This window comes from Bradyrhizobium stylosanthis (assembly GCF_001641335.1).
GTDB classification, from domain to species: domain Bacteria; phylum Pseudomonadota; class Alphaproteobacteria; order Rhizobiales; family Xanthobacteraceae; genus Bradyrhizobium; species Bradyrhizobium stylosanthis.
Genome location: NZ_LVEM01000007.1, coordinates 195,893 through 222,499, shown reverse-complemented (window position 1 = coordinate 222,499; position 26,607 = coordinate 195,893). Strand labels below are relative to the sequence as shown.

Annotated in this window: 16 protein-coding genes and 1 pseudogene; 6 read left to right on the top strand and 11 right to left on the bottom strand. The window is 65.9% G+C overall.

All coding sequences use genetic code 11. The features are described from left to right. Nucleotides 1-9: 9 nt before the first annotated feature. On the bottom strand, nucleotides 10-2,301 hold the full coding sequence (locus tag A7X65_RS37800; RefSeq protein ID WP_063694479.1) for a transglycosylase domain-containing protein: 2,292 nt from the start codon (nucleotides 2,299-2,301) through the stop codon (nucleotides 10-12). 294 nt (nucleotides 2,302-2,595) lie between these two features. On the opposite strand from A7X65_RS37800, the gene A7X65_RS37795 reads away from it, so the two are divergent. Both A7X65_RS37795 and A7X65_RS37790 read left to right on the top strand, forming a co-directional pair. Next, complete coding sequence (locus A7X65_RS37795) at nucleotides 2,596-3,111, top strand: YcgN family cysteine cluster protein (protein WP_063694478.1); 516 nt, start codon at nucleotides 2,596-2,598, stop codon at nucleotides 3,109-3,111. 153 nt (nucleotides 3,112-3,264) lie between these two features. Beyond that, complete coding sequence (locus A7X65_RS37790) at nucleotides 3,265-4,851, top strand: MDR family MFS transporter (protein ID WP_063694509.1); 1,587 nt, start codon at nucleotides 3,265-3,267, stop codon at nucleotides 4,849-4,851. 20 nt (nucleotides 4,852-4,871) lie between these two features. Here A7X65_RS37790 and A7X65_RS37785 read toward each other — a convergent pair whose 3' ends face one another. The 8 genes and pseudogenes from A7X65_RS37785 to A7X65_RS37750 all read right to left on the bottom strand — a co-directional run bounded on the left by A7X65_RS37785 (nucleotide 4,872) and on the right by A7X65_RS37750 (nucleotide 18,369). Beyond that, a complete protein-coding gene (locus tag A7X65_RS37785) occupies nucleotides 4,872-6,512 on the bottom strand; it encodes an alpha/beta hydrolase (protein ID WP_063694508.1) in 1,641 nt (546 codons plus the stop codon). Between the two features lie 78 nt (nucleotides 6,513-6,590). Next, nucleotides 6,591-10,157, bottom strand: coding sequence for a GAF domain-containing sensor histidine kinase (locus tag A7X65_RS37780; RefSeq protein ID WP_063694477.1), 3,567 nt, complete (start codon nucleotides 10,155-10,157; stop codon nucleotides 6,591-6,593). A 102-nt stretch (nucleotides 10,158-10,259) separates the two neighbouring features. Next, nucleotides 10,260-11,912 (bottom strand): annotated as a pseudogene (locus A7X65_RS37775) (thiamine pyrophosphate-requiring protein); the annotation flags it as partial. An 89-nt stretch (nucleotides 11,913-12,001) separates the two neighbouring features. Beyond that, entirely contained in the window at nucleotides 12,002-14,932 is a 2,931-nt protein-coding gene (locus A7X65_RS37770; protein WP_063694475.1) for an ATP-binding protein, read from the bottom strand. A 157-nt stretch (nucleotides 14,933-15,089) separates the two neighbouring features. Further along, nucleotides 15,090-15,512 carry a putative quinol monooxygenase gene (locus A7X65_RS37765; RefSeq protein ID WP_063694507.1) on the bottom strand — a complete coding sequence of 141 codons (423 nt, stop codon included), beginning with the start codon at nucleotides 15,510-15,512 and terminating at the stop codon, nucleotides 15,090-15,092. A gap of 77 nt (nucleotides 15,513-15,589) precedes the next feature. Further along, nucleotides 15,590-16,441, bottom strand: coding sequence for a VOC family protein (locus A7X65_RS37760; RefSeq protein WP_063694474.1), 852 nt, complete (start codon nucleotides 16,439-16,441; stop codon nucleotides 15,590-15,592). 96 nt (nucleotides 16,442-16,537) lie between these two features. Beyond that, nucleotides 16,538-17,551 (bottom strand): aldo/keto reductase, encoded by a 1,014-nt coding sequence (locus tag A7X65_RS37755; RefSeq protein ID WP_063694473.1) that lies wholly within the window; start codon nucleotides 17,549-17,551, stop codon nucleotides 16,538-16,540. 56 nt (nucleotides 17,552-17,607) lie between these two features. Then, nucleotides 17,608-18,369, bottom strand: coding sequence for an alpha/beta fold hydrolase (locus A7X65_RS37750; protein ID WP_082885195.1), 762 nt, complete (start codon nucleotides 18,367-18,369; stop codon nucleotides 17,608-17,610). 337 nt (nucleotides 18,370-18,706) lie between these two features. Between A7X65_RS37750 and A7X65_RS37745 the strand changes: the two genes are divergently transcribed. The 4 genes from A7X65_RS37745 (at nucleotide 18,707) to A7X65_RS37730 (ending at nucleotide 23,087) form a co-directional block, all read left to right on the top strand. Then, entirely contained in the window at nucleotides 18,707-19,642 is a 936-nt protein-coding gene (locus A7X65_RS37745; protein ID WP_063694505.1) for a helix-turn-helix domain-containing protein, read from the top strand. A gap of 82 nt (nucleotides 19,643-19,724) precedes the next feature. Next, on the top strand, nucleotides 19,725-20,189 hold the full coding sequence (locus A7X65_RS37740) for a (2Fe-2S)-binding protein (protein ID WP_156528426.1): 465 nt from the start codon (nucleotides 19,725-19,727) through the stop codon (nucleotides 20,187-20,189). A gap of 1 nt (nucleotide 20,190) precedes the next feature. Beyond that, nucleotides 20,191-22,446: a molybdopterin cofactor-binding domain-containing protein gene (locus A7X65_RS37735; RefSeq protein WP_063694472.1), complete on the top strand. Its 2,256-nt coding sequence runs from the start codon at nucleotides 20,191-20,193 to the stop codon at nucleotides 22,444-22,446. Nucleotides 22,447-22,454: 8 nt separating this feature from the next. After that, the gene (locus A7X65_RS37730) at nucleotides 22,455-23,087 is read left to right on the top strand and encodes a hypothetical protein (protein WP_063694471.1); all 633 of its coding nucleotides are present in this window, start codon (nucleotides 22,455-22,457) and stop codon (nucleotides 23,085-23,087) included. Nucleotides 23,088-23,091: 4 nt separating this feature from the next. Here the strand turns inward: A7X65_RS37730 and A7X65_RS43755 are convergent, their stop codons facing one another. Both A7X65_RS43755 and A7X65_RS37720 read right to left on the bottom strand, forming a co-directional pair. Continuing rightward, nucleotides 23,092-23,289 carry a hypothetical protein gene (locus A7X65_RS43755; protein ID WP_347336400.1) on the bottom strand — a complete coding sequence of 66 codons (198 nt, stop codon included), beginning with the start codon at nucleotides 23,287-23,289 and terminating at the stop codon, nucleotides 23,092-23,094. Nucleotides 23,290-23,694: 405 nt separating this feature from the next. Continuing rightward, nucleotides 23,695-26,448 (bottom strand): beta strand repeat-containing protein, encoded by a 2,754-nt coding sequence (locus tag A7X65_RS37720; RefSeq protein ID WP_063694469.1) that lies wholly within the window; start codon nucleotides 26,446-26,448, stop codon nucleotides 23,695-23,697. Nucleotides 26,449-26,607 lie beyond the last annotated feature (159 nt).

The window sequence follows — 26,607 nt, the reverse complement described above, 5'->3', positions numbered from 1 at the left end:
GGGTTTCGATCAGTTCTTGCGCGGGGCGGATGCGTTCGCATTCTCTTCCGCGTAATTCTGCGGGAAGGCGAGCGCGCTCGTCGACGAGGACGGCTTGGCCGCCTTGGTGTCGTTGCTGGTTGATTTGGTCGCGGTCTTGGCGGCGTCATCCAGCAGCTTCTCGACGCGTACCAAGATGTCGGCGCCGCGCTTGGTCAGCACGGGCGGCGGGCCAGGCTTGGTCTCCAGCACCTTCGGCGCCGCGCTGGCCTGCGCGTTCGCGTCCTTCGGCTGCGGCGGCAGCTTCTGGCCCATGCCGATGCCGGGGATCTCGCGGACCTCGACGCCCTGATGCGCGGCGACCATGATGTCGTGCCAGGTCTGCGCCGGCAGCGAGCCGCCGGTCATCCGGTTGGTCGGCGAGTAGTCGTCGTTGCCGTACCACACCGCGCAGCTGAAATTGCCGGTGTAGCCGACGAACCAGGCGTCGCGATACGCATTGGTCGTGCCGGTCTTGCCCGCGGTCGGAATGCCGTCGAGCGCTGCGCGGCGCGCGGTGCCTTCGCTGACGACGTGGCTCATCATGCCCGCCATGTCGGCGGCGATGTTCGCCGGGATCGCCTGCCGCGGCTTCGGGCCGTCGCGATCCCAGCGCCAGACCAGATCGCCGGCGCCGGTACGCACCTCCAGCACGGAGTGCGGCGTCACGGCCCGGCCGCGATTGGGGAAGGTCACATAGGCCACGGCATGCTCGAGCACGGTGACTTCGTCCGAACCGATCGGCAGTGACGGCGTGTCGGGCAGCGGCGCCTTGAGGCCGAAGCGGCGCGCGACCTCGACGATCTTGGCGCGGCCGATCTTGGCGGGGTTCGGCGCCTTCGGCTGCTCCTTCTGGCCGATCGCGATCGAGAGCTTCACCGGCACCACGTTGATCGAGCGCGTGATCGCCTGCGTCAGCGTCACCGAGCCGGAATAGGAATGGCCATAGTTCTGCGGACACCAATTGCCGATGCAGACCGGGCCGTCGACCACGATCGAGTTCGGCGTGAAGCCGTTGAGGAGTGCCGTGGTGTAGACGTAGGGCTTGAACGAGGAGCCGGGCTGGCGATAGGCGTCGGTGGCGCGGTTGAACTGGCTGGCGCCATAGTCACGTCCGCCGACCATGGCGCGGATGCCGCCGTCGAGATCGGAGACGACGGTCGCCGCCTGCGTCGCGTGATAGTCGCGGCCGAACTGGCGGAGCTGGTTCTCGATGGCGTCTTCGGCCGCCTTCTGCACGTTGGTGTCGATCGCGAGCCGCACCACGAAGACGCGCTCGGTGTAGGACTTCGGGAAGGTGTCGACCAGCTTGCGCATCTCGTCGAAGGCGTAGTCGAGATAGTAGTTCGGCGAGGCCTCGTCGCGGCGGTCGACGGCGAAGGCGGGATTGCGGCGGGCGCCGAACACCTGGCCCTCGGTCATGAAGCCGGCATCGACGAGGTTGTCGAGCACGACGTTGGCGCGGGCGCGCGCGGCGGGCAGGTTGATGTGCGGGGCGTATTTGGTCGGCGCCTTGAACAGGCCGGCGAGCATCGCCGCTTCCGCCAGTGTCACGTCGCGCGCCGACTTGTTGAAATAGAAGTGCGCCGCGCCGTCGACGCCGAAGGTGCCGCCGCCCATGTAAGCGCGGTCGAGATAGAGCTTGAGAATCTCGTTCTTGGTCAGGCGCCATTCCAGCCAGACGGCGAGGAAGGCCTCGTTGACCTTGCGCTCGATGGTGCGCTCGTTGCTCAGGAACAGGTTCTTGGCGAGCTGCTGCGTGATCGAGGAGCCGCCCTGGCGCACGCCGCCGGCTTGCGCGTTGGTGACGAGCGCGCGCGCGGTGCCGGCGATGTCGATGCCGAAATGCTCGTAGAAGCGGCGGTCTTCGGTCGCCAGCGTCGCCTTGATCAGGACGTCCGGAAAATCTTCCAGCGGAATGGAGTCGTTGTGCTTGATGCCGCGGCTGCCGATCGGGTTGCCGTAGCGGTCGAGGAAGCTGACCGCCAGATCGGACTTCTTCAGCCAGTCCTCGTCCGCGGTCTCGCGGAAGGCGGGGATGGCGAGGGTGAGCATCAGCACCAGGCCGCCGAGCCCGAGGGTCGCAGCCTCCGACAGCGGCTCGATGAACACCCAGCGCTTCCACCGCCCGACATAGAAGCGGTCCATGAAGGTCGAATAGCGCTCGTAGAGCTCGCGGATGCCCTTGGCCGAGGAGAACAGCGAGGAGTCGATGCGCGCGTCGAGGTCCAGAAAGAAATTCCGGACGCGGCTCTTCCAATTGGATGGTGTGTTCTGAACCACCTAGAACCCTTGAGGCTCGCTTCGACAGCGTTCAAGCACCCGGCCGGGGCGGCATCGGGACGTCTTGCGGGAATGTTGCGGCAAACCCAAGGCGCCCGGTTCGCGTCCTTTGGGGACTTGCTGTTCCTAATAGCCGAGCAGGGCCTATAAACCAATGGTCAGGCTCGGTATTTTGAACAACAGGCCTAATTGACCCCGGTTCATTACGGGTCTCACGGGGGCGTTGCTTGCAGCCTGATGCCCCCGCGCCCTAGATGGCGTTAGCCGTAGCTCTTTCGAACCTTGTTGAGACGCATGACCGCAGCTCCCAAACGACCTTCAGGCCAGGAAGGATTCTTCTGGAAAACCAAGACGTTGGAAGAGATGTCGACGGCCGAATGGGAAAGCCTGTGCGACGGCTGTGGGCGCTGCTGCCTGAACAAGCTCGAGGACGAGGATACCGGCCAGATCTATTTCACCCATATCGGCTGCAAGCTGCTGGATGGCGCGACCTGCGCCTGCAAGGACTACCCGAATCGTTCCGACAAGGTTCCGGACTGCGTCCGCCTGACCCCGGCCAATGTCCGCACCCTGAACTGGCTGCCGCCGAGCTGCGGCTACAAGCTCGTCGCCGAGGGGCGCGACCTCTATTGGTGGCATCCGCTGGTGTCGGGCGATCCCAACACCGTTCATGATGCCGGCGTCTCCGTGCGCGGCCGCGTCGAGGGCAGCGAGGAGGAGATTCCCGACGAGGATCTCGAGGACCACATCGTGCAGTGGCCGGCGCAGCTGCCGAAGCGGGCGCGCCTGAAGCGACGTCCGAAGGACTGACCCGCCGCACACTGGCGATCACGCGTTCGGGATGACCCGCGGGTGGGATGCTCCCATGCGCGGCGGTGCCTGCCCGGGAAGAACTTTCCTCTCTACATTGGCTGCATAGAACGAATCCTTCGCGGCGTTGCGCCGCCCATGCGTCCGATCGAGATGAACAAGTTCGACCGGCAGAGCAGTTCTGCCGACATCCAGGCATTGCCCGACGATATCGCCGAAGAGCTGTCCCGCCTTCCGAGCGAGGTCATCAGCGTCGATGACGCCCCGTCCATCGCGCCGCCGGTGCCGCTGACCTCCGACGAGGTCCGCACCATTGTCGTCAGCCTGATGCTGACGATGTTCCTGGCAGCGCTCGACCAGACCATCGTCGCGACCGCGCTGCCGACCATCGGGCGCCAGTTTCAGGACGTCTCGAACCTGTCCTGGGTCATCACTGCCTATCTGCTCGCCTCGACCGCCGTCGCGCCGGTGTTCGGCACGCTCAGCGACATCTACGGCCGCAAGGCCATGATCATCACCTCGCTCAGCCTGTTCGTGGCCGGCTCGATCCTGTGCGCGATCGCGCCGAACATGCCGATGCTGATCCTCGCCCGCGGCCTTCAGGGGCTCGGCGGCGGCGGCATCATGCCGGTCGTGCAGACCGTGATCTCCGACGTCGTCTCACCGCGCGAGCGCGGCCAGTACCAGGCCTATTTCTCCAGCGTCTGGATGGTCGGCGGCATTCTGGGCCCCGTGATCGGCGGCGTGTTCGCCGAACATCTGCACTGGTCGATGATCTTCTGGATCAACCTGCCGCTCACGGCTGCTGCGCTCGCGCTGCTGCTGCCGAAGATGAAGAAGATCCCGGTGTTCCACCGCAAGCGCAAGGTCGACTGGCTCGGCGGCGTGCTGCTGATGGCGTCCGCGGTCGTCTTCATGCTGGTGCTGACCTGGGGCGGCACGCGCTTCCCTTGGCTCTCGCCGACCGTGCTCGCGATGCTCGGCGGCGCGGTCGCGCTCGTCGTCAGCTTCGTATGGCACGCGCGTCGTGCGGACGAGCCGTTCCTGCCGCTGCCGCTGCTCGGCGGATCGGTCGTGCCATTCGGCCTGATGGCCGGCGGCTGCGCGCTCGGTGCGATCACGGGCCTGACCGTGCAGCTCCCGCTCTATTACGAGTCGGTCTACCATCTCAGCGCCAGCGAGGCGGGGCTTGCGCTGATCCCGCTCGCGGCGATCTCGACCTGCGGTGCGGCGATCGCCGGCCGCACCATGGCGCGCGCCAAGCACTACAAGCGCGTCGCCATCGTCGGCACGTCCTGGGCCGCGCTGTGCGGCCTCGGCCTCACGGTCACCACCTTGCCGCTTTGGGCGCTGCTGACGCTGATGGGCGCGTTTGCACTCGGCCTCGGCACCACCTTCCCGGTCTGCGTGGTCTCGATCCAGAATTCGGTCCAACGCCCACAAGTCGGCACCATCACCGGCGCGCTGAATTTCTTCCGCTCGCTGATGTCCTCGTTCACGGTTGCGGCCTTCGCGGCGATCCTGCTGATCGCGCTCGGCGCCGACGTGCCGCTCGCCGGCGAGCATCACGTCGCGGGCGGCATCCCGGCGATCCCCACCGAGGACATGCGCCACGCCTTCCGCTACGTCTTCGGCGCCGCGACCGCGCTGATGGCCGGCGCTGCGCTCTGCCTGATCATGATGGAGGAGCGGCCGCTGGCCGGTCCGAGCACGGCGCAACCGGTGGAGATGGCGGAGTAGGGGGCTCCATTATTGGAGCTCTAGCCGCCACGGTCGGGATCGTCGTCGACATCGCCAGCGGTCTTCCGCGCTTTTGCCGCGAGCTGTTGCTTGAGCTTCGCGATCGCATCAGTGGACCAATCACGGACATCGGTGACCGCGACCCAGGCATCGACGTAATGCTCGGGTGCATAGACATGTCCAAAGCCCATCGGCGTATTGGTCGCGACCGCCATGTCGAGCGCGAGCTGGAGCATGGTCACGATCGGATACCATCGCAGCTCCGGTGAGACGTCCGGCCCGCGCGGATCGTTCAGCCAGGCCGGCGCCTGATAGGCGTCGCTATAGGCGAAGAACGTGATCGCATCGCTGGCGTATTGCAGATAGACGACGCGCATTGCGCCCCATGGCGCATCCGATGGCACCGTCGCTCCGTTCTGGTTCATGAAGCGCACGAAGCGGCTGTCGCGGAATTGCGGCAGCCAGGCCGGCGAGCCCGGATTGCGGTTCGCCGTGATCGCACGCCAGAAGCGGCTCTCGAACGGTGCTCCGCTCCACAGCGCACCGGCAATGGGATCGCCGATCGTCTCGAACAGCTCTGCGGATTTCTCCGAGTTCAGGGCACCAAGGCTGAGCCCGTGCAGATAAAGCCTCGGCCGCTTGTCCTTCGGCAGTGTCGTCCAGTAGCCGTAGATCTCGGCGAACAGCGCACGCGCGGCCTCCGCGCCGTATTCGGGCTGAAACAGCAGCGACAGCGGGCTGTTGAGATAGGAATACTGCATGGCCACGCTGGCGACATTGCCATGGTGGAGATATTCGACCGTATCCATGGCTGACGGGTCGATCCAGCCGGTCCCGGTCGGGGTGATCACGACGAGAACGGCGCGATCGAAACCGTGCTGCCGCTTGAGCTCGTCGAGCGCCAGCCGCGCACGCGCCTGCGCCGTCCCGGCGCCGGCGAGGCCGACATAGACACGCACCGGCTCCTGCGCGGCCTGTCCCGTGACGGCGCTGATCTCGGCTGCGCGCGGACCGGAGGCGATGAAACGCCGCCCCATGCGTCCAAGCTCCTTCCATTTCACCAGCGATGCCGTGCTTCCGGTTTTCCCGGGATCAGTGGGTTGCGGCCGTTCGGGCTCGAACAGGCCGTCGAATTCGCGGAAGGATGAATCGAGGGCGTCGAACGCGGTGCGGATCAGGAAATTGTTGGCGATCGACCAGAACAGCAGGCCGGCGATCACGACGCCGACGACATTGGCGACCCGTCGCGGAACGAAGCGTTTCGTCTGCAAGGCGAGGAACCGCGAGAGGGTCGCGAACAGCCGCCCCAGCAGCAGCAGCGCGACAAACGTGACCAGAGCGACCGCGCAGACCTTGAGCGGATGCGCGGTCTCGACCGGCGGCATCTTCATCGCGGCGCGGACCGAGTTCTGCCACTCGGCCGCACGCCACAAATACACGACGACGACGATCAGGCAGCCGGCTGCAACCAGTGCATTGGCGCGCGAGCGTAGACGGGCCGACGGTTCGGGCAGCTCGAGATAGTGCCACAGCCAGCGCCAGAGGTTTCCGGCGAGGTAGCCGATTGCAAAGCAGCCGCCGGCGAGGGCGCCCTGGGTGAGGTAGCTCCGCGGCACCAGCGTCGGCGTCAGTGCGGCCGCAAAGAACAGGGCACCCAGCATGAGGCCGATGCCGGACAGCGAAAGCAGCTGTCGCTGAACGAGCCGCGCGAGACCCTTCAAGGCATCCTCCGCGTGACGCTATCCCTTGGCGCTCTCCGCAAAACTGCTCCTCCGCGGCAGCAGGATCGTGAACTCGGTGAATTCTCCCGGCACGGTGGCGACGTCGATCGTTCCGCCGTGCTGCTTGACCACGATATCATGGCTCATCGACAGGCCAAGGCCGGTGCCTTCGCCGGCCGGCTTGGTGGTGAAGAAAGGATTGAACATCTTCTCCTTCACCGCGTCCGGAATTCCGGTGCCGTTGTCGCGGATCCGGATCTCGATGGTGTCGCCGCGATCGCGGGTGGCGGCGATCACCACCGGCTCGTAGCCGGCCGCGCTACCCTCCGCCTTGCGCCGGGTCACCGCGTAAAACCCGTTCGAGATCAGGTTCAGCAGCACCCGCGTGATCTCCTGCGGGAACACCTCGGCTTGCCCGGCCGCCGGATCGAGCTCGCGCCTCAGCGTGACGTCGAACTGCGGCTTCTCGGCGCGCGCGCCGTGATAGGCGAGGTTGAGGCTCTCCTCGACCAGCGCGTTGATGTCGCTCATCCGGTGCTCGCCGCCGCCTTCGCGCGAATGCAGGAGCATGTTCTTGACGATGGAATCGGCGCGCTGTCCGTGCTGCACGACCTTGTCCAGATTGTCCTTCAGGAGTCCGGTCAGCTCGTCCACCTCGCTGCGGACATCGTCCAGGAGCGCAACGGGTGCGAGCACCTCGTTCAGCTCCTCGGTCAGCTCGGCGGAGAGCGCGGCGAAATTATTCACGAAGTTGAGCGGGTTCTTGATCTCATGCGCGATGCCGGCCGTGAGCTGGCCGAGCGAGGCGAGCTTCTCGGTCTGGATCAGGCGGTCCTGTGCCGCGCGCAGATCGTCGAGCGATTTCGCAAGCTCCCGCGTGCGGTCCTGTACTTCGTCGAAGAGGCGCACATTCTCGATAGCGATGACGGCCTGGTCGGCGAAGCTGGTAACGAGCTCAATCTGCTTTTCGCTGAACGGGCGGATTGCGCGCCGTGCGAGGACAATGGCGCCAACCGTGCTGCCTTCGCGCAGCAAGGGCACACCAAGGAAGCTACGCGGATTGCCGCTCAATTCCTGGCCCTCGAAGAAATAATCGGGATCTTCGAGCACGTCCGTGACATGGACCACCTTGTCGCCGAGCAAGGTCCGGCCCGTGATGGTGCGCCGATCCGGCCGGACCGGGAGATCTCTTACATAGTCGACGAACTCGGCCGGGAAGCCGTAGGAGCCTGCGCGGAAATAGGTGGTGCCGGCCTTGCGGGTAATCGCCGCCACGTCGGCTTCACATAGCCGCGCCGCCGATTCGACCAGCGTATCGAGTACGGCCTGCAAGTCGAACGCCGAGCGGCTGATGACCTTGAGCACGTCGGCCGTCGCCGTCTGCTGTTGCAGCGACTCCGTCAAATTCTCGGTGCGCTGGCGCAATTCGCTGAGCAGCCGCGCGTTCTCAATGGCGATCACGGCTTGCGCAGCGAACTGTTTCAGCAAGGTGATCTGCTTGCTCGAGAAGGGCCGGTTCTCCTGCCTGAAGATCATGACGGTGCCGACCACGCGCTCGTCCTGCAGCAACGGCACCGCGAGCAGACAGCGCGCGCCGCCGAGATCGACCAATGCCCGACGGTTCGGCTCTCCGCCGCGATAGACATCCGACTCCAGAAGGTCGACCATTTCGACGAACGGTTCGCCCCTCAGAAGGCGCGCGGGCGCGGTGGCCGGACCATAGTTGAGGGGCGTCGTGCGGCGGAATTCATCGTAGGCGGGTGACAGGCCGTAGGTGGCAGCCGTGTGGAACTGCGTGCCATCGTAGGTATTGAGCACGCCAAAACTGGCGCCGCACAGCTGCATGGCCTTGCCGAGCATCGCCTCGAATACCGGCGTGAGATCGCCTGCCGATCGGCTGATGACGCTGAGCACCTCCGATGTCGCAGTCTGCTGCTCCAGCGACTCTGCGAGCTCCCTTGTGCGATCCTGCACCTCGTTGAACAGCCGCGTGTTCTCGATGGCGATCACGGCCTGGTCGGCGAAGGTCTTGAGCAGGTTGATCGCCTTTTCGGGAAACGGGCCCGCCTCGGGCCGCGTGACGCCGATGGTGCCGATCGCGACGCCGTCGCGCAGCATCGGGATCACGAGGATGCTGCGATAGCCGCGGGTGCGCGCCAGCTCCCGCATGGCGTCCGTAAGGTCCGGCTCGTTCTGCATGTCGCTGCGGAATGCGTATTCGCCGCTGGTCGCGACCCGGCTGTGAATGCCTGACGAAGACAGCGGAGCCGGGAAGGAGCTGAGCAGGTCGGCATTGCCGGCCGTGTTGTCGGTGGTGAAGGCGGCCAGATGCAGCATGCCGTCGATGACGCGAGTGACGGTGGAGGAGTGCCCGCCGATCAGGCTCTTGGCACTGTCGGAGATCGCCTGGAACACTGGCGTGACATCGGCCGGCGAGGCCGCGATCACCTTGAGGATGTCGGCGGTCGCGGTCTGCCGCTCCAGCGCTTCCCTGGTGGCGTTGAACAGGCTGACATTCTTGATCGCGATCACCGCCTGGTCGGCGAAGGTCTGCAGCAGCCGCACGTGATGTTCGGCGAACGCACCGGTCGCGCGGCGCGTGGCGATGATGATGCCGATGGCCTCGCCCTCGCTCATCAGGGGCGCGAACAGCATGCTGCGATAGCCGCGGGCGCGCGCGATGTCGCGCGCGGCGGGCTCGAACTCGGTGTCGGGCAGTTGCGCCGCGGAACCGTCGGCGACGAGCTGATAGGGCGGGAACCGGGCGAACGGCACGGGGAACGAGGCCTGCAGCACACGGTCGCCGGCCGGATCGGTCGGCGTGAACGCCGCAAGATGCGCGGCGCCGTCGACGTAGCGCAGCACGGCGGTGGAGAAGCCGCCGATCAGCCGGTTGGCATTGGCGGCGATGGCGTCGAACACCGGCTGCACGTCGGAGGGCGAGGCAGCCATCACCTTGAGGATGTCGGCGGTCGCGGTCTGGCGCTCCAGCGCCTCCCGCGTCTCGTTGAACAGCCGCGCATTCTCGATCGCGATCACGGCCTGGTCGGCAAAGGTCTGCAGCAGCTGCACTAGATCGCTTGCGAACGCGCCGGGCTCGGCGCGCGTGACGCTGATCATGCCGACCGCCGTGCCGCCGCTCATCAGCGGCATGAACAGCACGCTTCGGAAGCCGCGCAGCCGCGCGAGGTTCCTGTTCAGCTCCGGGACATCGTCGGCCTCGCTGTCGGGAAACTGGATGGTCTCGCCGCCACGAACCAGGGCGAAGGTCGGAAAGTCCGCGATCTTGCGCGGGAACGACGCCTGCAGCCCTTCATCCGCTTCGGGACTGGTGGGCGTGAAGGCCACGAGGTGGAGCTCGTCGCCGATGAACTGCAGCACGGTGGCGGAGAAGCCGCCGAGCAGGCGCTTCGAGCTCGACGCGATCGCCGCGAACACCGGCCGCGCATCGGAGGGCGAGGCCGCGATGGTGCGCAGGATCTCCGCGCTGGCGCTTTGTCGGTCGCGCGCGATCGCAAGCTCGCCGCGCAGCCGCGCGTTCTCGGCTGCGAGCTCGTTGGCGATATCGTCGGGAGGGGTGGTCATTCGCGATCCGGCCTGATGCCGCGAGGGGCGGCACCGGGCCGGATTATCACATCCCCTGCGGCCGGAGCCAGCCTCGGAACGCCTGCCGGGAGCTGGTCCCGCTCACGTGCCCGGCCGCGACACCTCGGTCTCCTTGCTGGTAATGAACTCCAGCAGCACGGGGATGCCTTCCTGCGTCTTCTGGATGCCGCGCTTGATCGCGGGAATGATGTCCTCGGGCCTCTCCACCCGCTCGCCATAGCCGCCGAAGGCGCGTGCCATCGCGGCATAATCGCCGGAGATGTCGGTCGAGCGATATTTCTCAGTCGAGATCGGCATTACCTTCAGCTCGATCGCCATCGAGAAATTGTTGAGCAGGATCGACATGATCGGGATGCGCTCGCGCACCGCGGTCTCGAAATCCATGCCCGTGAAGCCGATGGCCGCATCGCCCCAGACGTTGATGCAGAGCTTGTCGGGCTTGGCGAGCTTGGCGCCCATCGCGAGCCCCAGGCCGTAGCCGAGCTGCGTCGTCTTGCCCCAGCCGAGATAGGTGAGGGGTTCCACCGCCTTCCAGAACGGCGAGAGCTGGTCGCGCGGGCTGCCGGCATCGTGCGTGATGATGGTGTTCTTGACGTCCACGGTGTGCTGCAGGTCCCACAGCACGCGATAGGGGCTCAAGGGGGCGTCATTGCTGGTGAGCTTCGGCATCCACTTGGCCAGCCACTCCTTGTGCGAAGCGGCGATCTCGGCCGCGACGGCCGAGGCGTCGCGGTCCGCGGTGACGGTCTTGCCGATCTCCTCCAGCAGCGCGTCGAGCACGAGACCGGCGTCGCCGACGAGACCGATCTTCGCCTCGACATCCTTGTTGAGATGGTTCGGATCGAGCGTCGAATGGATGATGGTCTTGCCCTTGGGCATAGCGATGCCGAAATTGGTCTCGGTGAAGGAGCAGCCGATGCCGAAGATGACGTCGGCCTCTGCGAGGAATTTCGGGACCGCGCGCGGCACTGCGAGGCCGCCGGAGCCGAGCGAGAGCGGATGCGTCTCCGGGAACGACGATTTGCCGCCGAGGCTGGTGGTGACGGGAATCGCCAGTCGCTCGGCCAGCCGTTTCAACTGCGGCCAGGCCTGCGCGTAGTGCACGCCCTGGCCGGCATAGATCACCGCCCGTTTTGCATTCACGAGCAGGCCGGCGGCCTCCTTCACGTGCACGGGGTCGGCGCCGTAGCGGGTGCGCAGCACAGGCGTGTAGTTCAGCGGCTCCGGCACCTCCTCGTTCCACATGTCGGAGGGGATCTCGACGATCACGGGCCCGCCGCGCCCATTCTTCAGCTTGGTGAAGGCGCGGCGGAAGATGTTGGCGACTTCCGCGGCCAGGATGATCGGCTCGGACGATTTCGCGAACGGCTTCATCGCCTCGCTGGAATTGAAGTTCGGCTCGATATGCGCAAGGCGGCGCTGATAGCCCATGGGCAGCACCAGCACGGGAACGGATTCGCCAAAGCACTGGGCGACGCCGCCCATCGCGTTCTCCGCACCGGGCCCGTGCTGCATGCAGAACGCGCCGATGCTGCGCCCCGACGTCACCCGCGAGATCGCATCCGCCATGTGGATGCCGACGCGCTCCTGCCGCACCATGACGGGGCGGATCTCGGCGTTGGCCGCGTGTTCGATCAGATGGTTGACCGGATAGCCACAGAGGATCTCGATCCCCTCCCGCCGCATGATTTCCGCGATCGCGGTGCCGAGCTTCATGACGTCTCTCTCCCTCGCAGGGCCGGTTGATCCGGCCGATTGGGGGAGAGAGGATCAGGAATTCCGGGAAGCGTAAAGCGTGTGCGACGGGCGCGGCGGTAGGCCTGCTATGCACCGCGAGCGTGCACCGGGACCGGCGGGCGGTAATGGCCACAGCCGCTCGGCGCCGGCCGCATGCGCTGCAACAAGCGCGAAGCGGCCATCAGATCCGGCGTCTCGAATCCCTCGGTAAATTCGTCAAGGATCGGGGCAAGCAGTCGAACGGCTTTGGGCCTGCGGTCGGTCGCCACCCAGTGCGCTGCGAGGTCGGTGGAGATACGCAAGGCGAAGGTCGTCGCGCCGATGGCGCGGGCTTCGGCGAGCGCCTGCTGCAGCCGCTTTTCGGCGCGCAGCGGCTCGCCGGCCTGGAGAAGGATCGCTGCATCGACCCGCTGCAGCTCCGACCGGCACCAGCGTTCGCCCTGGCGTTCCTGATGGTCGATCGCCCGCGTGATCGCTTCGCGCGCCTCCACGATTCGTCCCTGCCGCAGATAGGCGCGGGCGAGCATCGCGAGATAGCTGCCGATCCGCATCAGGAAGCGGCATTCGATCAGCTCGTCGATCGCGGCTCGCATGTCCTCCACCGCGCGCGGATCGCCGCGCAGGTCGCGGAGGCAGGCGGAGAAATAGCGCTCGACCGGAACCCAGCGCGAGATGCGCTCACGTTCCAGGTTGCGGCGCAGCCGTTCGGTGAAGCTCTCGAGCGCGTCGAGATTGCCGGTTTCGAGCGCGACGGGAAGTGCGGCGAGGCCGAGTGCGTTCGATTGCGACACCCAATGGCCGCTGCGGTCCGCGGCGTCCACGGCGTCGCGGGCCAGCTTCGCTGCGTAGTCGGGCTGCCCCTGCATCCACGCCACGAAGGGCAGGTTGAAGCGGACGGTGATGAAGCGGTAGACCTCGTTCGCATCCTTGCGCGAACGGCCCTCGGCCAGCGAATAGGTCGCGGCGAGGCGATCCAGAACCGGGCGGCTCTTGCTCAATTCGCCGGCGAAGGCGCGGGCCCAGGCCAGGGCCCGATCGGCTTCGGACGTCGCCGTCAAGTCGCGGTCCCGGTTGGCCAGTGCGGTAGCCTCCTCGAGATAGGTGATGGCGCGCGCGACTTCGCCGATCTGCAGCAGGTAGAAGGCAAACCCCACCAATGCGCGCTGCTGATACTCGATGTTGCCGGCGCGCCTTGCGAAGTCGATCGCATCAAGCCAGGCGACCTCGTTCTCATTCGACATGTTGCGGGCGTAGAACAGGCTCCATCCAAGGGCGCAGGCGAGCTTTGCTTTCGACAGGTCGTCGCACGCGACAGTCTTGGCCAAGGCGAGTGCGTCCTGAAGCCGCGTCTGCGCTTCAGACAGGATGGAGGTTTCCGACCACAAGGTGATCGCCGCGACCGCGAGCCTGATGCCGAGGCCGCCATCGCCCTGTTCGCCGAATGCCCATGACAGTGCAGCTCTGAGATCAGCGATGCGGCCGAGGTAGCGTTCCGTCCAGTCGGCCGGCTCGCGCCAGTTCCACTCCTCTTCGGACTGCTCGAACAGAACAAGCATGCGTTGCGCGTGGCGTTGCAGCGCCTGGCCGCAGGCGGGATCGGCCTGGCGCCGCTCGGCCGCATAGCGGCGCGTGCTGTCGAGCAGGCGGTAGCGCAGGCTGGCGCCGCGAGCCTGCGCGCTGAGCAGCGATTTAGCGACGAGGCTGCCGAGCCCGGTGACGACGTCGACCGGGGTGAGCTCCGCCGCTTCCGCGACGAAAATGGCATCCTCGACCTCGAAGGCATCGCTGAACACCGACAGCAGAGCGAACAGTCTGGCTTCCTTCTGCGGCAGCAGCCGGAAGCTCCAGTCGATCGTTGCCATCAGGGTTTCGTGGCGCGGTGGCGTGCCATCGGCGCTTGGGGCGCGAAAGCCCAGCTTCTGGTCGAGCATCGCCACCAGTTCGCGAGGATTGAACCTGCCGATCTGGGCCGCGGCTAGCTCGATGGCCAGAGGGAGGCCGTCGAGCGAATGGCAGATCGAGGCGACGGCCTCGCAATCATCGTCGACGAACTGGTAGTCCGACCATTCGGCGGCGCGGCGGACGAACAGCTGCACGGCCGGGAACTTGACGGCCTGATCGATGGTGAGAGCGAGGCCAGGCTTCGGTGATGGCAGCGAACCAAGCCGCACGACGTGCTCGGTGGCGGTGCCGAGCGGCTCGCGACTGGTCGCCAGCAGCCTGGACGGCGATGTGTCGCTCAGGAACCTGCCGGCGAAGATCGTGGCGGCGGGCAGCACGTGCTCGCAATTGTCCAGGATGAGGAGCATCTGCCGCGGCCTCAGATAGTCGAGGGCCGCAGCCAGACCGTTATCCGTGTTGCCCCTGATGCCCAGGGCAGTGACCAGCGCCGCGCCGAAAAGCGTCGGATCGGAGATCGTGGCGAGATCGACGAAGCAGACCCCGTCGCGACACCGTGGCGCAAACGCCTGGGCGACCGCGACGGCAACCGTCGTTTTGCCGATCCCCCCAGCGCCGGCGAGGGTCACGTGCCTGTCGTCCGCGAGCAGATCGGCGATGTCGGCGATATCAGCTTCGCGGCCGACGATGCCGCGCAGCAAGGGCGGATTGGACTGGCGCAGCGGATCGGCGAGTTCCGTATCGTCCTCGATCTCGCCGATGCTGGCCTGGACGTCGGCGATGAACTTGTAGCCGCGGCGCGCCACGGTCGCGACGTAGACGGGCTCGATCTGGGTATCTCCCAGCGAGCGCCGCAGGCTCCACATGTTGACCTTGAGATTGCTGTCGTGGAGGAAGGTTCCCGGCCACGCCGTCGCCATCAGCTCATTCTTGCTGACCAGCTCGCCGCGCCGCTGCACCAACAGCTGCAGGAGCTCGAATGCGCGTCCGCCGAGCTTGACGGGCCGCCCGTCGAGAAGCAGGAGCTGGCGGCTGGGAACCAGTCGAAACGGGCCGAAGCAGAAGGTGAGTTCCTGTCGGCGCGCGCCCCGTTGCCTTATCTCCGTGGCAGCCCGCATTGCTCATTGCCAATCGATCGAACAGATCGTCTGCAATTATCATGCGCCGCAAACCTGTTGAAGCGAGCCCTTCTGAATTCGCACGATTTGCCGCGGGCACTCGCCCGCAGCAGGCTGCGACAAAACCACTCGCGTACGAGTTCCAGAGCGGCTTTGGCTATCTCTTGGGCTTGCCGAGAACGGCCATGCGCATCACCTCGACGCCGCCGTCGGCGAGTTCCGGCAGCTTGGTGAACCAGTCTTTCACGTAAGGCATCGCGTTGTGCGCATCGAAATCGGCCTGGCTGGCGAAGATCTCGTAGAAGATGAAATGACCGGGTTTGGCACGGTCCTCCTGCAGGAAATAAACCAGGTTCTTGGGATCGCCGCGAACCAGGTCGATCAGCGGCAGCGTCGCTGCGCGGAGCGCGTCTTCCTTCCCCGGCTTGGCGCGCACCTGGGCCACCACCGAATAGGCGCCCTCCGGGATCTCCTGATAGTGCACGCGCGGGGCCTCCTGGGCGGCGATCGGTGTTGCCGTCATGGCCGTCGCGGCAACGAACAGCAGCGCGCCAAGCGAGTTGCGGAGGAGAGTTTTCATGATGAAGTCCTTCACATTGAGATCGTGAGCGCTCTTCCGGGCAGCCGGCGGAAGCCGGCCGCCCGGCGTTTGACGCGTCAGCGCACGATGGTTTGCTGCCGCTTTGCCAGGGCCTCGCTGAAGCGCTGCTTGACGGGGCCGAGCGCCTTGACGAATTCGAGCTGCTCGCCTTCCGGCCCCTTGCAATAAATCAGCTCCCAGCCGTTCGAAGGCTCCACGGTCACCCGGTTGGTGTTGGTGCTGCGCGGTGCCGCCTTGCGGTCCGCCTCCGTCATGACGCGGATGGTGCGGTTCGCCCGCACCTGCGTCATGCCGCGGCGCGCGGATTCGGCCTCGAGGTCGGCAATGAACTTGTTGAAGTCGACGTCGTCGCGAATGTAGAAGCAGATGTGCATCATGCGCGGAAAGGCCGGGCTCATGTGCTCGACCGGCTCGGCAAAGCTCTTCGCGCCGCCCATCGGCTGATCGGCCTCGCGATATTGCAGCAGTTCGATCACCACGTTGTCGAACTGGATGAAGCGGACATCCAGCCTCTGCGCTCCGCTTCTGAGGTCGGGCACGCCGATCGTCCGCGGATTGACCCCGCGCGCATTCGCCTCGATCTCCTGGTCGGCCAGCAATGTGTTCTGCACCTCGTCGCCCTGGAAGTCGCCGTGACGGAACACTTCGGTGCCGCCGAGCACTTCCGTGTAAAACTGATAGGCCCGCTCCATGTTCTGGACCGTCAGCCCGAAATGCTGGACGCCCTGGAGCCGCGCGCCGAGCGGCGCCTCGTTGCGCTCGGCCGGCGACATGCTGTTGGCACCCTGTGTCGCCGCCTGCGCGTCGGCTGCGGTGCCGGCGACGAGGCCGGTGACGACGGCTGCGCCGGCGGTCTGGAGCAGGGTGCGGCGGCCCATGTCGGTGGTGTTGTCGGCTTCGTCTGTCATGTCGCTCTCCTCAGTGGTTCGGTCGGTTTTGTGTGCGTTGTCGTGCCGGCCGGAGCGGTGCCCGGCCGGAATGAATCTGCTGCGCGCTCTGACGGCTCAAGCGGCCGTGGGAAGTGGAGCTGCGGCGTTGACGAGCCCCTCCGAACGGAGTTCGTGCCAGAAATCGGCGGGGATGACTTCCCTAAGCGCGGCGCGATCCTCGGCGATCCGGCCCGGGCGGCTCGCGCCGGGGATCACGGCCGCCACCACGGGGTTGGCGAGCGCGAACTGCAGGCCTGCCGCCTTCATGCTGATGCGGTAGCGGTCGGCGATGGCCTTGATCCGCGCCACCTTGTTGAGGATTTCCGGAGGCGCCGGGGCATATTCGAAGTTCGGGCCGCCGACGAGCGCGCCCGAACTGTAGGGGCCGCCGACGACGATCGCGAGCTCGTGTTCCGCCACCATCGGCATCACCCGCTGTAGCGCCCGGGCATGGTCGAGCAGCGTGTAGCGGCCCGCGAGCAGGAAACCGTCGGGGCGCGGCTCTTCGAGCGCCAGCAGCAACTCGATCGGCTCGACCCGGTTGACGCCGAGGCCCCACGCCTTGATCACGCCCTCGTCGCGCAGCCGGTCGAGCGTCCTGAACGCGCCCTTGCGCGCGCTCTCGAACACCGAAAGCCACTCGTCGCCGTAGAAATCCTGCGCGACGTCGTGCACGAAGGCGATGTCGATATGGGAGGTGCCGAGCCGCTTCAGGCTATCCTCGATCGAGCGCAGCGTCGCGTCCCGGGAATAGTCGTTCACGATCCTGTTCGGGCGGCCGTATTTGAAGACGCCGCCCTTCTCGCCGAGATCGCGGGTGCTGACATCCTCGACCTCGTCCAGGATCAGCCGTCCAACCTTGGTGCTGACGACATAGTCGCTTCGCGGCCGGCCGGCGAGCGCGGCGCCCATGCGGATCTCGGCGAGACCTGCGCCGTAGAAGGGCGCCGTGTCGAAATAGCGGATGCCGTCATTCCAGGCGGCATCAACCGTCGCGCGCGCTTCCTGCTCCGGGATGTCGCGGAACATGTTGCCGAGCGGCGCCGCGCCGAATCCCAGTCGACCCGGCAGAATATCCCTAAGGGCCATGTTGCGTATCCTTGTCTGTGAACGCTGAAGCGATCCGCAGGCGGCACGGCCAGATCTCAGTGGGCCGCGGATGTGTCTGCGCTTCTGATGAAGGCCGCGACCTCGCGCGGATGCGACAGCATCACCGCGTGGCTGCTTTTCAGCTCCGCCACCTTCGCGCCGGAACGCTTGGCCATGGTGCGCTGCGCCGTCGGGGGGATCATGTGATCCTCGCTCGTCACCATGTAATAGGTCGGCTTCGTCTTCCAGGCCACGCGATCGACCTTGGTCTGCACCGCCTGCAAGCCCCAAGGCAGTTGCGCAGCCCCCATGAAACGGGTCGTGGCCGGATCGACATCGGCCGCGAACGAGGTGGGGAATTTCTCGCGGTCGACGACGAGATAATTGCCTTCGGCGACCAGCGGCGCCTTGTGCTCGCCGGCCGGCACCGGCGCTTCGGCCAGCGTGCTGACCGACTCCCCGGCGTCCGGCGCAAATGCCGCGAAATACACGAGGCTGCGAACCCTGGGATTGTCGCCGGCCTCCGTGATGACCATTCCACCATAGGAGTGCCCGACGAGAATGACCGGGTGCTTCGCCTTGGCGATCACGCGTTCGGTCTCGACGACATCGTCACGAAGCGTGATCGTCGGGTGCTGGACGACTAGCACCTCGTAGCCCGCCTTCGAAAGGATGTCGTAGGTGTCCTTCCAGCCCGAGCCATCGACGAAGGCGCCGTGGACGAGGACGATGGAAACGGTTCTCTCGGCCGCAGCTGCGGCGGCGACCTGGACCGTCGCGATCGACAATGCAGCGAGCGCGGAGATGAGCGGCTTCATGCGGGGGCTCCGATCCTCGATACGGCGGCATTGCCGTTGATGACCCTCACTAGCGCACGCGCGCACTGCGCTATTTCCGATTCCTGCGCGATGGCAAACGCATCTTGCTGACCGGTGGCGGAGCCGGCCTTCGACGTCGATCGCGCCGCGTTTCAAGCCGTTGCTTTGTCTGCGTTTTACTTCTTTTAACCGCGCCGCCTCTGGACTTCGCCATCGTCGCTTGTGAGAAATTCGCGATCGGCGTGGCAGCGGCCGGGGCTGCAACTCATCACCGGATGGAATGATCGCTCGCGCGCGATACGGGGCCGGGATTCGCCGCAACGAAGCGGAGGTCGTGATGGCGCTCGTGACGCATGGAGATCAGAAGTATCAGAACAGCGTGAAGCTCGCGGCGGCCAACGACTGGCCGGGGCTGAGCATCGAGCATCGCAAGTTCGAGGCGGGGCGGCAGGCAACGCCCGTTCCCATCTGCACCGAGCTCGTCATGCTGCTGTCGGGTGGCGGCATGGTGTGCCGGACCGGCAACGGCGAAGTCCAGAAGAGCCTGGCGCGGCCGGGGATGAGCTACCTCGTCCCTGTCGGGACGCAGGAGAGCCATCTCGAGCTTTCGGACCGGATGGAATGTCTCCATCTCTATCTTCCCCCGGCGCTGCTGGACCACAGCGCGCTCGCGGATTTCGGCATCGATCCGGCAAAGGTCGAGATCGCCTACGCCCACGGCCTCGCGGATCAGGTGCTGTTCCACATCTGCTCGCCGCTTCGCGATCTGCTCTATCGTCCGCGCCAGCCGACCGACGCATTGTTCGTGAAGGGAATCCAGGTCGCGCTCGCCGCGCATCTTCTGGGGAATTATACGATCGACCGCTGGCGCGCGCCCGACAAATTGCCATCGCTCGATCCGCGGCGCCTCCAGCGCGTGCTGGACTACATCGAGGCCTCTCTTGGCAGCGATATCAGGCTCGAGGATCTGGCGGCCCAGGCCTGCCTCAGCCCCTATCATTTCTCCCGGCTGTTTCGCGAAGCGACGGGATTGTCACCGCACCGTTATGTGACCGATCGCCGCGTCCAGGCAGCGCGGCACGAGCTCGCACACGACCGTCTGTCCCTGGTCGAGATCGCGCTGGAGTTCGGCTTCGGCTCGCAAGCGAATTTCACGCGCGTATTCCGCAAGGCCGCAAGTCTCACGCCGGGGCAGTATCGCGAATTGTGTTGCGGCCAGGCCGACGTGAAAGCCGATCGTGCCGATACGGTATTCCGCAGGGATTGCGCATGATGCCGCAGGAATCGGAAATACGTCTACGCGCCCATTAGGCAGTGCTGTTGTGCCGACCAGATCCGTCAGGAGACATACCGACATGATCGAGCTCACGGTGAACGGGATCAAGCGCCAGGTCGACGTCGTTGCCGGGATGCCGCTCTTGTGGGTGCTGCGCGACGAGCTCGGCATCACCAGCGCCAAATACGGCTGCGGGGTCGCGCAATGCGGCGCGTGCACCGTCCAGATCGACGGAATGGCGGTGCGATCCTGTCAGGCGCATATCGGCGAGGTCGCCGGCAAGTCGGTCGTCACGCTCGAAGGATTGCCGAAGAAGGAGCAGCATCCGGTGTTGCAGGCCTGGATCGAGCATCAGGTTCCGCAATGCGGCTACTGCCAAACCGGCCAGATCATGCAGGCCATCTCCCTTCTCGATCTGATCTCCAATCCCACCGACGACGAGATCAACCAGGTGATGTCCGGCAATCTCTGCCGTTGCGGCACCTATCCGCGCATCCGTGCGGCGATCCATGCGGCAGCGGCCAAGAAGATGGCGGAGAAGTGAGATGGGCCACATGCAGAACCTCTCACGCCGCGCGTTCGTTTTCGGCTCTGCCGCCATCGCCGGCGGCATTGCGTTCGGTGCCTATGGCAGCGCCGAAGCGGCAGTGCCGAGCGCCGATGGCAATCCGCTGACCGCAGGTCTCGGGCCGAACTCGGTGACCTTCAATCCCTGGGTCGAGATCAGTCCGGACAAGATCACGCTGATCGCACAGCACGCCGACATCGGTCAGGGCGTCGGCTCGGTGCAGCCGATCATGATCGCCGAGGAGATGGACCTCGATCCCGGCCAGTTCGAAATCCGCTTCGCCGGTCCAAGCCCAGCCTATTTCAACACCGGCTTTGCCGACGAGTTCGCGCCGTTCGTGGCCGCGGACCAAAGCCCGGCCGCCGAGGAGGCGCGCGCCAAGACGCTCGAATGGCTGAGGCAAGCCGGCCTGCAAATGACCGGCGGGTCGAGCACGATTCCGGACACCTATGAGAAGCTGCGTGTTGCCGGCGCGGTCGCGCGCGAGACGCTGAAGGCGGCGGCGGCCAAGCGTGCGGGCGTCGCCGTGGCTGACCTGAGTACCCAGTCGGGCCATGTGATCCTGCCCAACGGGACCAAGATCGCTTATGTCGATCTGTCTGCGGATGCTGCGAAGATTCCGCCGGTGCTGGATGCCAAGCCGCGCGATCCCTCGAAATGGCGCTTGCTCGGCAAGCCGATGATGCGCCTCGACATTCGCGAGAAGGTCATGGGCGAGCTGAAGTTCGGCATCGATATGAAGATGGACGGCATGCTCTACGCCTCCGTCAAGCTGAACCCCGCCAAAGGGCAGCCGCTGAAATCCTACGATGCCGGCAAGGCGCGGGCGATGCCGGGGGTCAAGAAGATCCTCGAAATCAAGAACGGCATCGCGGTGATCGCCACCAACAGCTGGTACGCCATGAAGGCGGCCGACGCCGTCGTTTGCGAGTGGGCGCCCTCGGCCTATCCCGCCGAGCAGGCCGACCATTGGAAGGTTCTGGAATCCTCGTTCAAGCCCGAGTTCCTGGGCAAGGAATGGCGCAAGATCGGCGACATCGAAGGCGGGCTGAAGACCGGCACGCTCGTCGAAGCCGAATACCGCGCGCCTTACGTGGCGCATCAGCCGCTCGAACCGCTGAACGGGATCGGCCTCGTTACCGACAACGGGATGGAAATCTGGGTTGGCCATCAGAGCCCCCGCTTCGTGCAGTGGGTCGCAGCGACGGCGATCGGCCTCAAGCCGGAACAGGTCACCTTTCACAATCAATGGACCGGTGGAAGCTTCGGCCACCGTCTCGAATACGAGAACGTCCGCGTTCTCGCCGAGATCGCCAACCAGATGAAGGGAACGCCGATCAAGCTGGTGTTCTCGCGCGAGGAGGATTTCCTCCAGGACATTCCGCGGCAGATCGCGATCGCCCGGCATCGCGGCAGCGTCGACAAGAGCAAGATCGTCGCAGCCGATCTGCAACTGGCCTCGACGACCCCGCTCAAGGGGCTGCTCGAGCGTTCGGGCACGCCCTCCAAGGATCCCGACGGGCAATTGGCCGCCGGCCTGTGGAACGTCTATTACGACATCCCCAATTTCCGGGCCACGAGCTACGAGGCGCAGGGACTCTCGCCGAGCACGACGTGGCGCTCGGTCGGCGCCTCGACATCAGGGTTCTTCACCGAAAGCTTCATCGACGAGTTGATCCACGCGGCGGGTCTCGATCCCATGAGGGCGCGCATCGCGATGTGCACCGTGCCGCATTATCGCAAGGTGCTGGAGACGGTCGCTGAGATGTCGGACTGGAAGGGACCGCTCGGCAACGGGCGCGGGCGCGGCGTCGCCTTCGTCGAGTCGTTCGGGACACCGACGGCCGAAGTCGTCGAAGTCTCGATGACGGACAGAGGCATCAGGATCGACAAGGTCTGGGTCGCGGTCGACGTCGGCAAGGTCGTCGATCCCGTCAATTTCGAGAACCAGGTGCAGGGCGGCGTCGTCTGGGGCCTCGGTCACGCCATCAATTGCGAGCTCACCTATGCCAAGGGCGCGGTGCAGCAGACCAACTATAATCACCACGAAGCGATGCGGATCTATCAGTGCCCGGTCATCGAGGTTCGCGGGCTCGAGAACGATCCGAAGGTGAGGGGTGTCGGAGAGCCGCCGGTGCCGCCCGCTGCGCCTGCGCTCGCCAACGCGATCTTCGCGGCGACCGGAAAACGCATCCGGGAGATGCCTTTCAACAAGTTCATCGATTTCGTGTGAGGTGGGCCATGAAGAGATATCTGATTGCGCTCGCTCTCGCAGCTTCCGCAGTTGCGGCGCTCACCGGAATTGTCGCGGCCAAGGACGAAGCCAGGAAAGATGTTCTGCCGCCGGGCAGCGTCAGCCGGGTTGAGGGCCTGGAGGCCTGGAAGCGGATCGAGGCGGTGGTGACGCATCCGCGTTGCGCCAACTGCCACGTCGATGCCAAGGCCATTCCGATCTGGACGCCGGCAGGGGAAACCAAGCCTCGCGTGCACGGCATGAACATCCACGGCGGCGAGAACCGCATCGGCGCGGAGGCGATCCCGTGCTCGACCTGCCACATGACCTCGACCCAGGCGAACGAGCCGGCACCGTCACCGCCGCGCGCCGGCATCGATTGGCAGCTCGCGCCGGTGGCTTTCATCTGGTTCGGCAAGAGCGGCGCGGAGATCTGCGCGCAGATGAAGGATCCCAAGCGCAATGGCGGCCGCGACGCTGCCGGCCTCGTCGACCATCTCAGGCATGATGCCTCGCTGAACGGCTTCATTCCCCGCGGCTGGGCGCCCGGTGCAGGCCGCTCGACGCCGCCGGGGACCTTCGAGGATCACGTCAAGGACATGGCGATGTGGGGCGCGGCGGGACAGCCCTGTCCGAACTGACGCGTTATTTGCAGTTCTGGCAGATCATCAGCTTTCGCTTCAAGGCGCTGTCTTCCTGATCGAGGCTATCCGCATCCGGATTGGATTTTGCGGCGCGCGACCTCGCAGGCGGCGTCGTCTGGCGCAAGGCATCATTGTCGTCGACATTGCCGACGCTGAAGCCGTCATAGTCGGCGGCCGGATCCGGCTTCGGTTGAGGCACGCCGAGTACGGATGTCGAAGTCTCCCTGCCGGAGGCGGCCGGAGCTCTGCCTGTCGTCGCCCGTGCGGGCTTGGCGGCAGCCGGGCGCGGCGGCGATGCATCGGGCGGAGCGAGCGAAACGGGTGGGGCACCAGAAGTCTGGGCCCTCGCGCCGTCGTGCGACCCTACGCCGACAAACATGAGGCTGAGAGCCAGGAACGCCGCGCTTCTCATCCGCATCCTCTCGGCAGTGTTGGTTCAACGATCGACAGCATGGCCCGCCGGGCCATGATTTGGTGCAGAGTATCAGGACTCCCAAGGCCGTCAAAGCGTCGGGGCCCGGATGGCGCTTCGTTCCATCCGGGCCCCGATCGGTGATTCCGACAGGCAAAACAGGCCCGTCACTGGCCAGGCGAGGCCGTCGGCCTAGATCAGCGTGCCCGCGTGGACGCTTGCATGGGCCAGCAGCGACTGGATCACGACGTTGTCGCCGGGCCCTCCGTCCAGCACGTCGGTTCCGCCGCCGCCGATCAGCACATCGTCGCCGAGCCCGCCGAGGAGCGTGTCGCTGCCTGCGCTGCCGATCAGTACGTCGTCGCCGGCACCGCCGTCGAAGACGAGATGCGGCCCGTTGGGACCGACGCCCGATGCTTCGATCACGTCGTCGCCGCCCAGGCCGTTGATGGTGATGGTGTCGTTGAAGTCGAAGTTCTCGATCACGACCTGGCTTGCCAGTCCGTCGATCACCAGCGCGCCGTTGCTGTTGAGCGACAGCGTGATGACGTCGTCGCCGGCGGTGCCGTTGATCACGATCTTGTCGGCCGCGCCGTCGCCGCCGGGGTTGCCGGGAACGCCAGCGAGGTCGATCTTGACCTCGGTCACGTCGGTCCCGCTCATGTCGCCGACATTGATCGTATCGGCGCCGCCACGGGCATTGAAGGCGATCGTCTCGACGCCGTGCGTGTCCATCGTTATCGAGGCGACGTCCCGTGTCAGCTCGGCACGGTCGCCGTTCGCGAAGATGTTGATGGTCTCGGCGATGTTGGCGCCGTTGAACAGCAGGGTATCGGTGCCGCCCTGGCCCTCGACGATGTCGTTGTCGTCGCCCGGATTCCAGACGAACGTGTCGTTGCCCGCGCCCATCAGCGCGACGTCGTTGCCGTCGCCGCCGCTGATCAGGTCGTCGCCCTGGCTGCCGCGGATGGTGTCGTTGCCAAGCCCGCCGTTGATCGTCAGTTGCAGCACGCCGGCGGCGAGACCGCTGGCATCGATGACGTCGTCGCCGCCGAGGCCGCTGAGCGTCAACTGGTCGGTTGCGTCCATGCCGCTCAAATGGGTGGTCGCATGCAGGCCGAACACCGTCACGCCGCCGGCATTGCCGGAAACGCCGAACGTGTCGGCGCTCTGGGTCGCATCGACCGAGACGGTATCGACGGCGCCGTCGGGCGTTGCGGCCGCGCCGCCGAGATCGATGTTCACCTGCGTCACGTCGGTCCCGGTCAGATCCCCGACCGCGATATGGTCGGCACCGCCCAGCGCGTGGACATCGACGTGCTCGACGCCGTGCAGGTCCATCGTGATGTTGGCGACGTCGCGCGTGAGCAGGGCGTGATCGCCGTTCGCCACGATATTCATGTTCTCGGCGATGTTGGCCCCGAAGAACTTCAGCGTGTCGACGCCGGCGCCGCCATCGACGGTGTCGCTGCCATCGCCGGGATTCCACTGGAACACGTCGGTGCCGGCGCCGAGCAGGGCGACGTCGTCGCCGCGGCCGCCCGTGACGACATCGTTGCCGTCGCCGCCGATCAGTGTGTCGCTGCCGGCGCTGCCGACGATCGTATCATTACCGGCGCCGCCGTCGATCGTGAGGTGCACAATCCCTGCGGCAAGCGCGGCCGCCGAGATCGTGTCGTTGCCGCCGAGGGCCTCGATGACGAGCGCATCATTGGCCCCTTCCGCGTTGGTGATGGTGACGGCGGCGGGCAGCCCCGTGACCGAAACCGACGTGCCCGAGCCGGACACCTGGATCGCATCGGCGTAGCGCGTGCCCTCGAGCGTCACCGTATCGGCCGCACCGTCGCCGGTCCCGGCCGATCCGAGATCGATATTGACCTGGCTGACATCGGTCCCGGCGAGGTTGTTGACCGTGATGTGGTCGCTGCCGCCGCGCGCGCCGATCGTGATGGTCTCGATGCCGTTGAGGTCCATCGCGATGTTGCCGACGTCGCGGGTCAGCAGCACGCGTCCGCCATTGGCAGCGGAAACGTTGATGTTCTCGGCGATGTTCGCCCCGTTGAACAGCAGAGTGTCGGCTCCGGCCTGCCCGTCGACCTTGTCGCTACCGTCGCCGGGGTCCCACTGGAAAGTGTCGTTCCCCGCACCCAGCATGGCGGTGTCGTTGCCCTGGTTGCCGTCGACGAAATCGTTGCCTTCGCCGCCGAGCAGCAGGTCGGCGCCGTTGCCGCCGAGGATCGTGTCGTTGCCGGCCCCGCCGTCGAGCGTCAGCGTGATGAGCGCGGCCAGATTGCCGGAAGCGGTGATGACGTCGTCGCCGCCATTGGCATGGACGACGAGGTTTTCGGTTGTGCCGATGTCGAGCGAGAACGGCGCGGGGTCGAGGCGGTCGAAGCGCACGCGCGTGCCGTTGGCCGTGATGGCGAAGGTCTCGCCGCCGTTGCCGCCGTTCACCTCGGCGGTGTCGATGCCTTCGCCGCCTTCCATCAGGTCGCTGTCGTCGCCGGGATTCCAGATCATGCGATCGTCGCCGGCCTCGCCGAACATCTGGTCGTTGCCGTCGCCGCCGACCAGCACGTCATTGCCGGCGCCTCCGAACAGAAAGTCGTTGCCGCCCTTGCCGAACAGCGTGTCGTTGCCGGACTGGCCGAACAGCATGTCGCCGCCGGATCCGCCGGTCAGCGTATCGTTGCCGGCGCCGCCGAACAGGTTCGCCGCGGGCATCGCGCCATTGCTCTCGTCGATGGTGATGACGTCGTTGCCGTCGAGGCCGAAGGCCTGGATCAGCTTGGTGTTGGCGACCGTTGCGGGGCCGCCTTTGACGGCGACCGCGCCGCCGTTGACGACGATCGTTCCGGCCGCATTGCGGCCGAGTACGATCGTGTTGTTCATGCCAGTGCCAAGGACGGAGAGAATTCCGGCAGAGAAATTTGCTGTGACAGCCATGTGCGCTTCTCGCTTGCGTGATTGTCGAAACGGGCCGGCGGTATCGCGACGCTTTCGCGATGTCGCGGGTGAGGGGCAAACGAGATCGTCTGTAGGCCGGAAGACCAGTTCTTGCTTGACGGAAGGCTTCGGGCCGCCTCCTGTTTCTCTTGAGAGGAG

Bases quoted from the DNA above. Each gene is read 5' to 3' on its own strand.
- A7X65_RS37720 (WP_063694469.1), bottom strand. From the start codon at position 26,448: ATGGCTGTCACAGCAAATTTCTCTGCCGGAATTCTCTCCGTCCTTGGC.
- A7X65_RS37760 (WP_063694474.1), bottom strand. From the start codon at position 16,441: ATGACAGACGAAGCCGACAACACCACCGACATGGGCCGCCGCACCCTG.
- A7X65_RS37785 (WP_063694508.1), bottom strand. From the start codon at position 6,512: ATGCTGGGTGCCCTGTTCTTTGCGGCCGCACTGACGCCGACGCTGGTG.
- A7X65_RS37770 (WP_063694475.1), bottom strand. From the start codon at position 14,932: ATGCGGGCTGCCACGGAGATAAGGCAACGGGGCGCGCGCCGACAGGAA.
- A7X65_RS37740 (WP_156528426.1), top strand. From the start codon at position 19,725: ATGATCGAGCTCACGGTGAACGGGATCAAGCGCCAGGTCGACGTCGTT.
- A7X65_RS37780 (WP_063694477.1), bottom strand. From the start codon at position 10,157: ATGACCACCCCTCCCGACGATATCGCCAACGAGCTCGCAGCCGAGAAC.
- A7X65_RS37750 (WP_082885195.1), bottom strand. From the start codon at position 18,369: ATGAAGCCGCTCATCTCCGCGCTCGCTGCATTGTCGATCGCGACGGTC.
- A7X65_RS37795 (WP_063694478.1), top strand. From the start codon at position 2,596: ATGACCGCAGCTCCCAAACGACCTTCAGGCCAGGAAGGATTCTTCTGG.
- A7X65_RS37730 (WP_063694471.1), top strand. From the start codon at position 22,455: ATGAAGAGATATCTGATTGCGCTCGCTCTCGCAGCTTCCGCAGTTGCG.
- A7X65_RS37745 (WP_063694505.1), top strand. From the start codon at position 18,707: ATGGCGCTCGTGACGCATGGAGATCAGAAGTATCAGAACAGCGTGAAG.
- A7X65_RS37755 (WP_063694473.1), bottom strand. From the start codon at position 17,551: ATGGCCCTTAGGGATATTCTGCCGGGTCGACTGGGATTCGGCGCGGCG.
- A7X65_RS37790 (WP_063694509.1), top strand. From the start codon at position 3,265: ATGAACAAGTTCGACCGGCAGAGCAGTTCTGCCGACATCCAGGCATTG.
- A7X65_RS37765 (WP_063694507.1), bottom strand. From the start codon at position 15,512: ATGAAAACTCTCCTCCGCAACTCGCTTGGCGCGCTGCTGTTCGTTGCC.
- A7X65_RS37735 (WP_063694472.1), top strand. From the start codon at position 20,191: ATGGGCCACATGCAGAACCTCTCACGCCGCGCGTTCGTTTTCGGCTCT.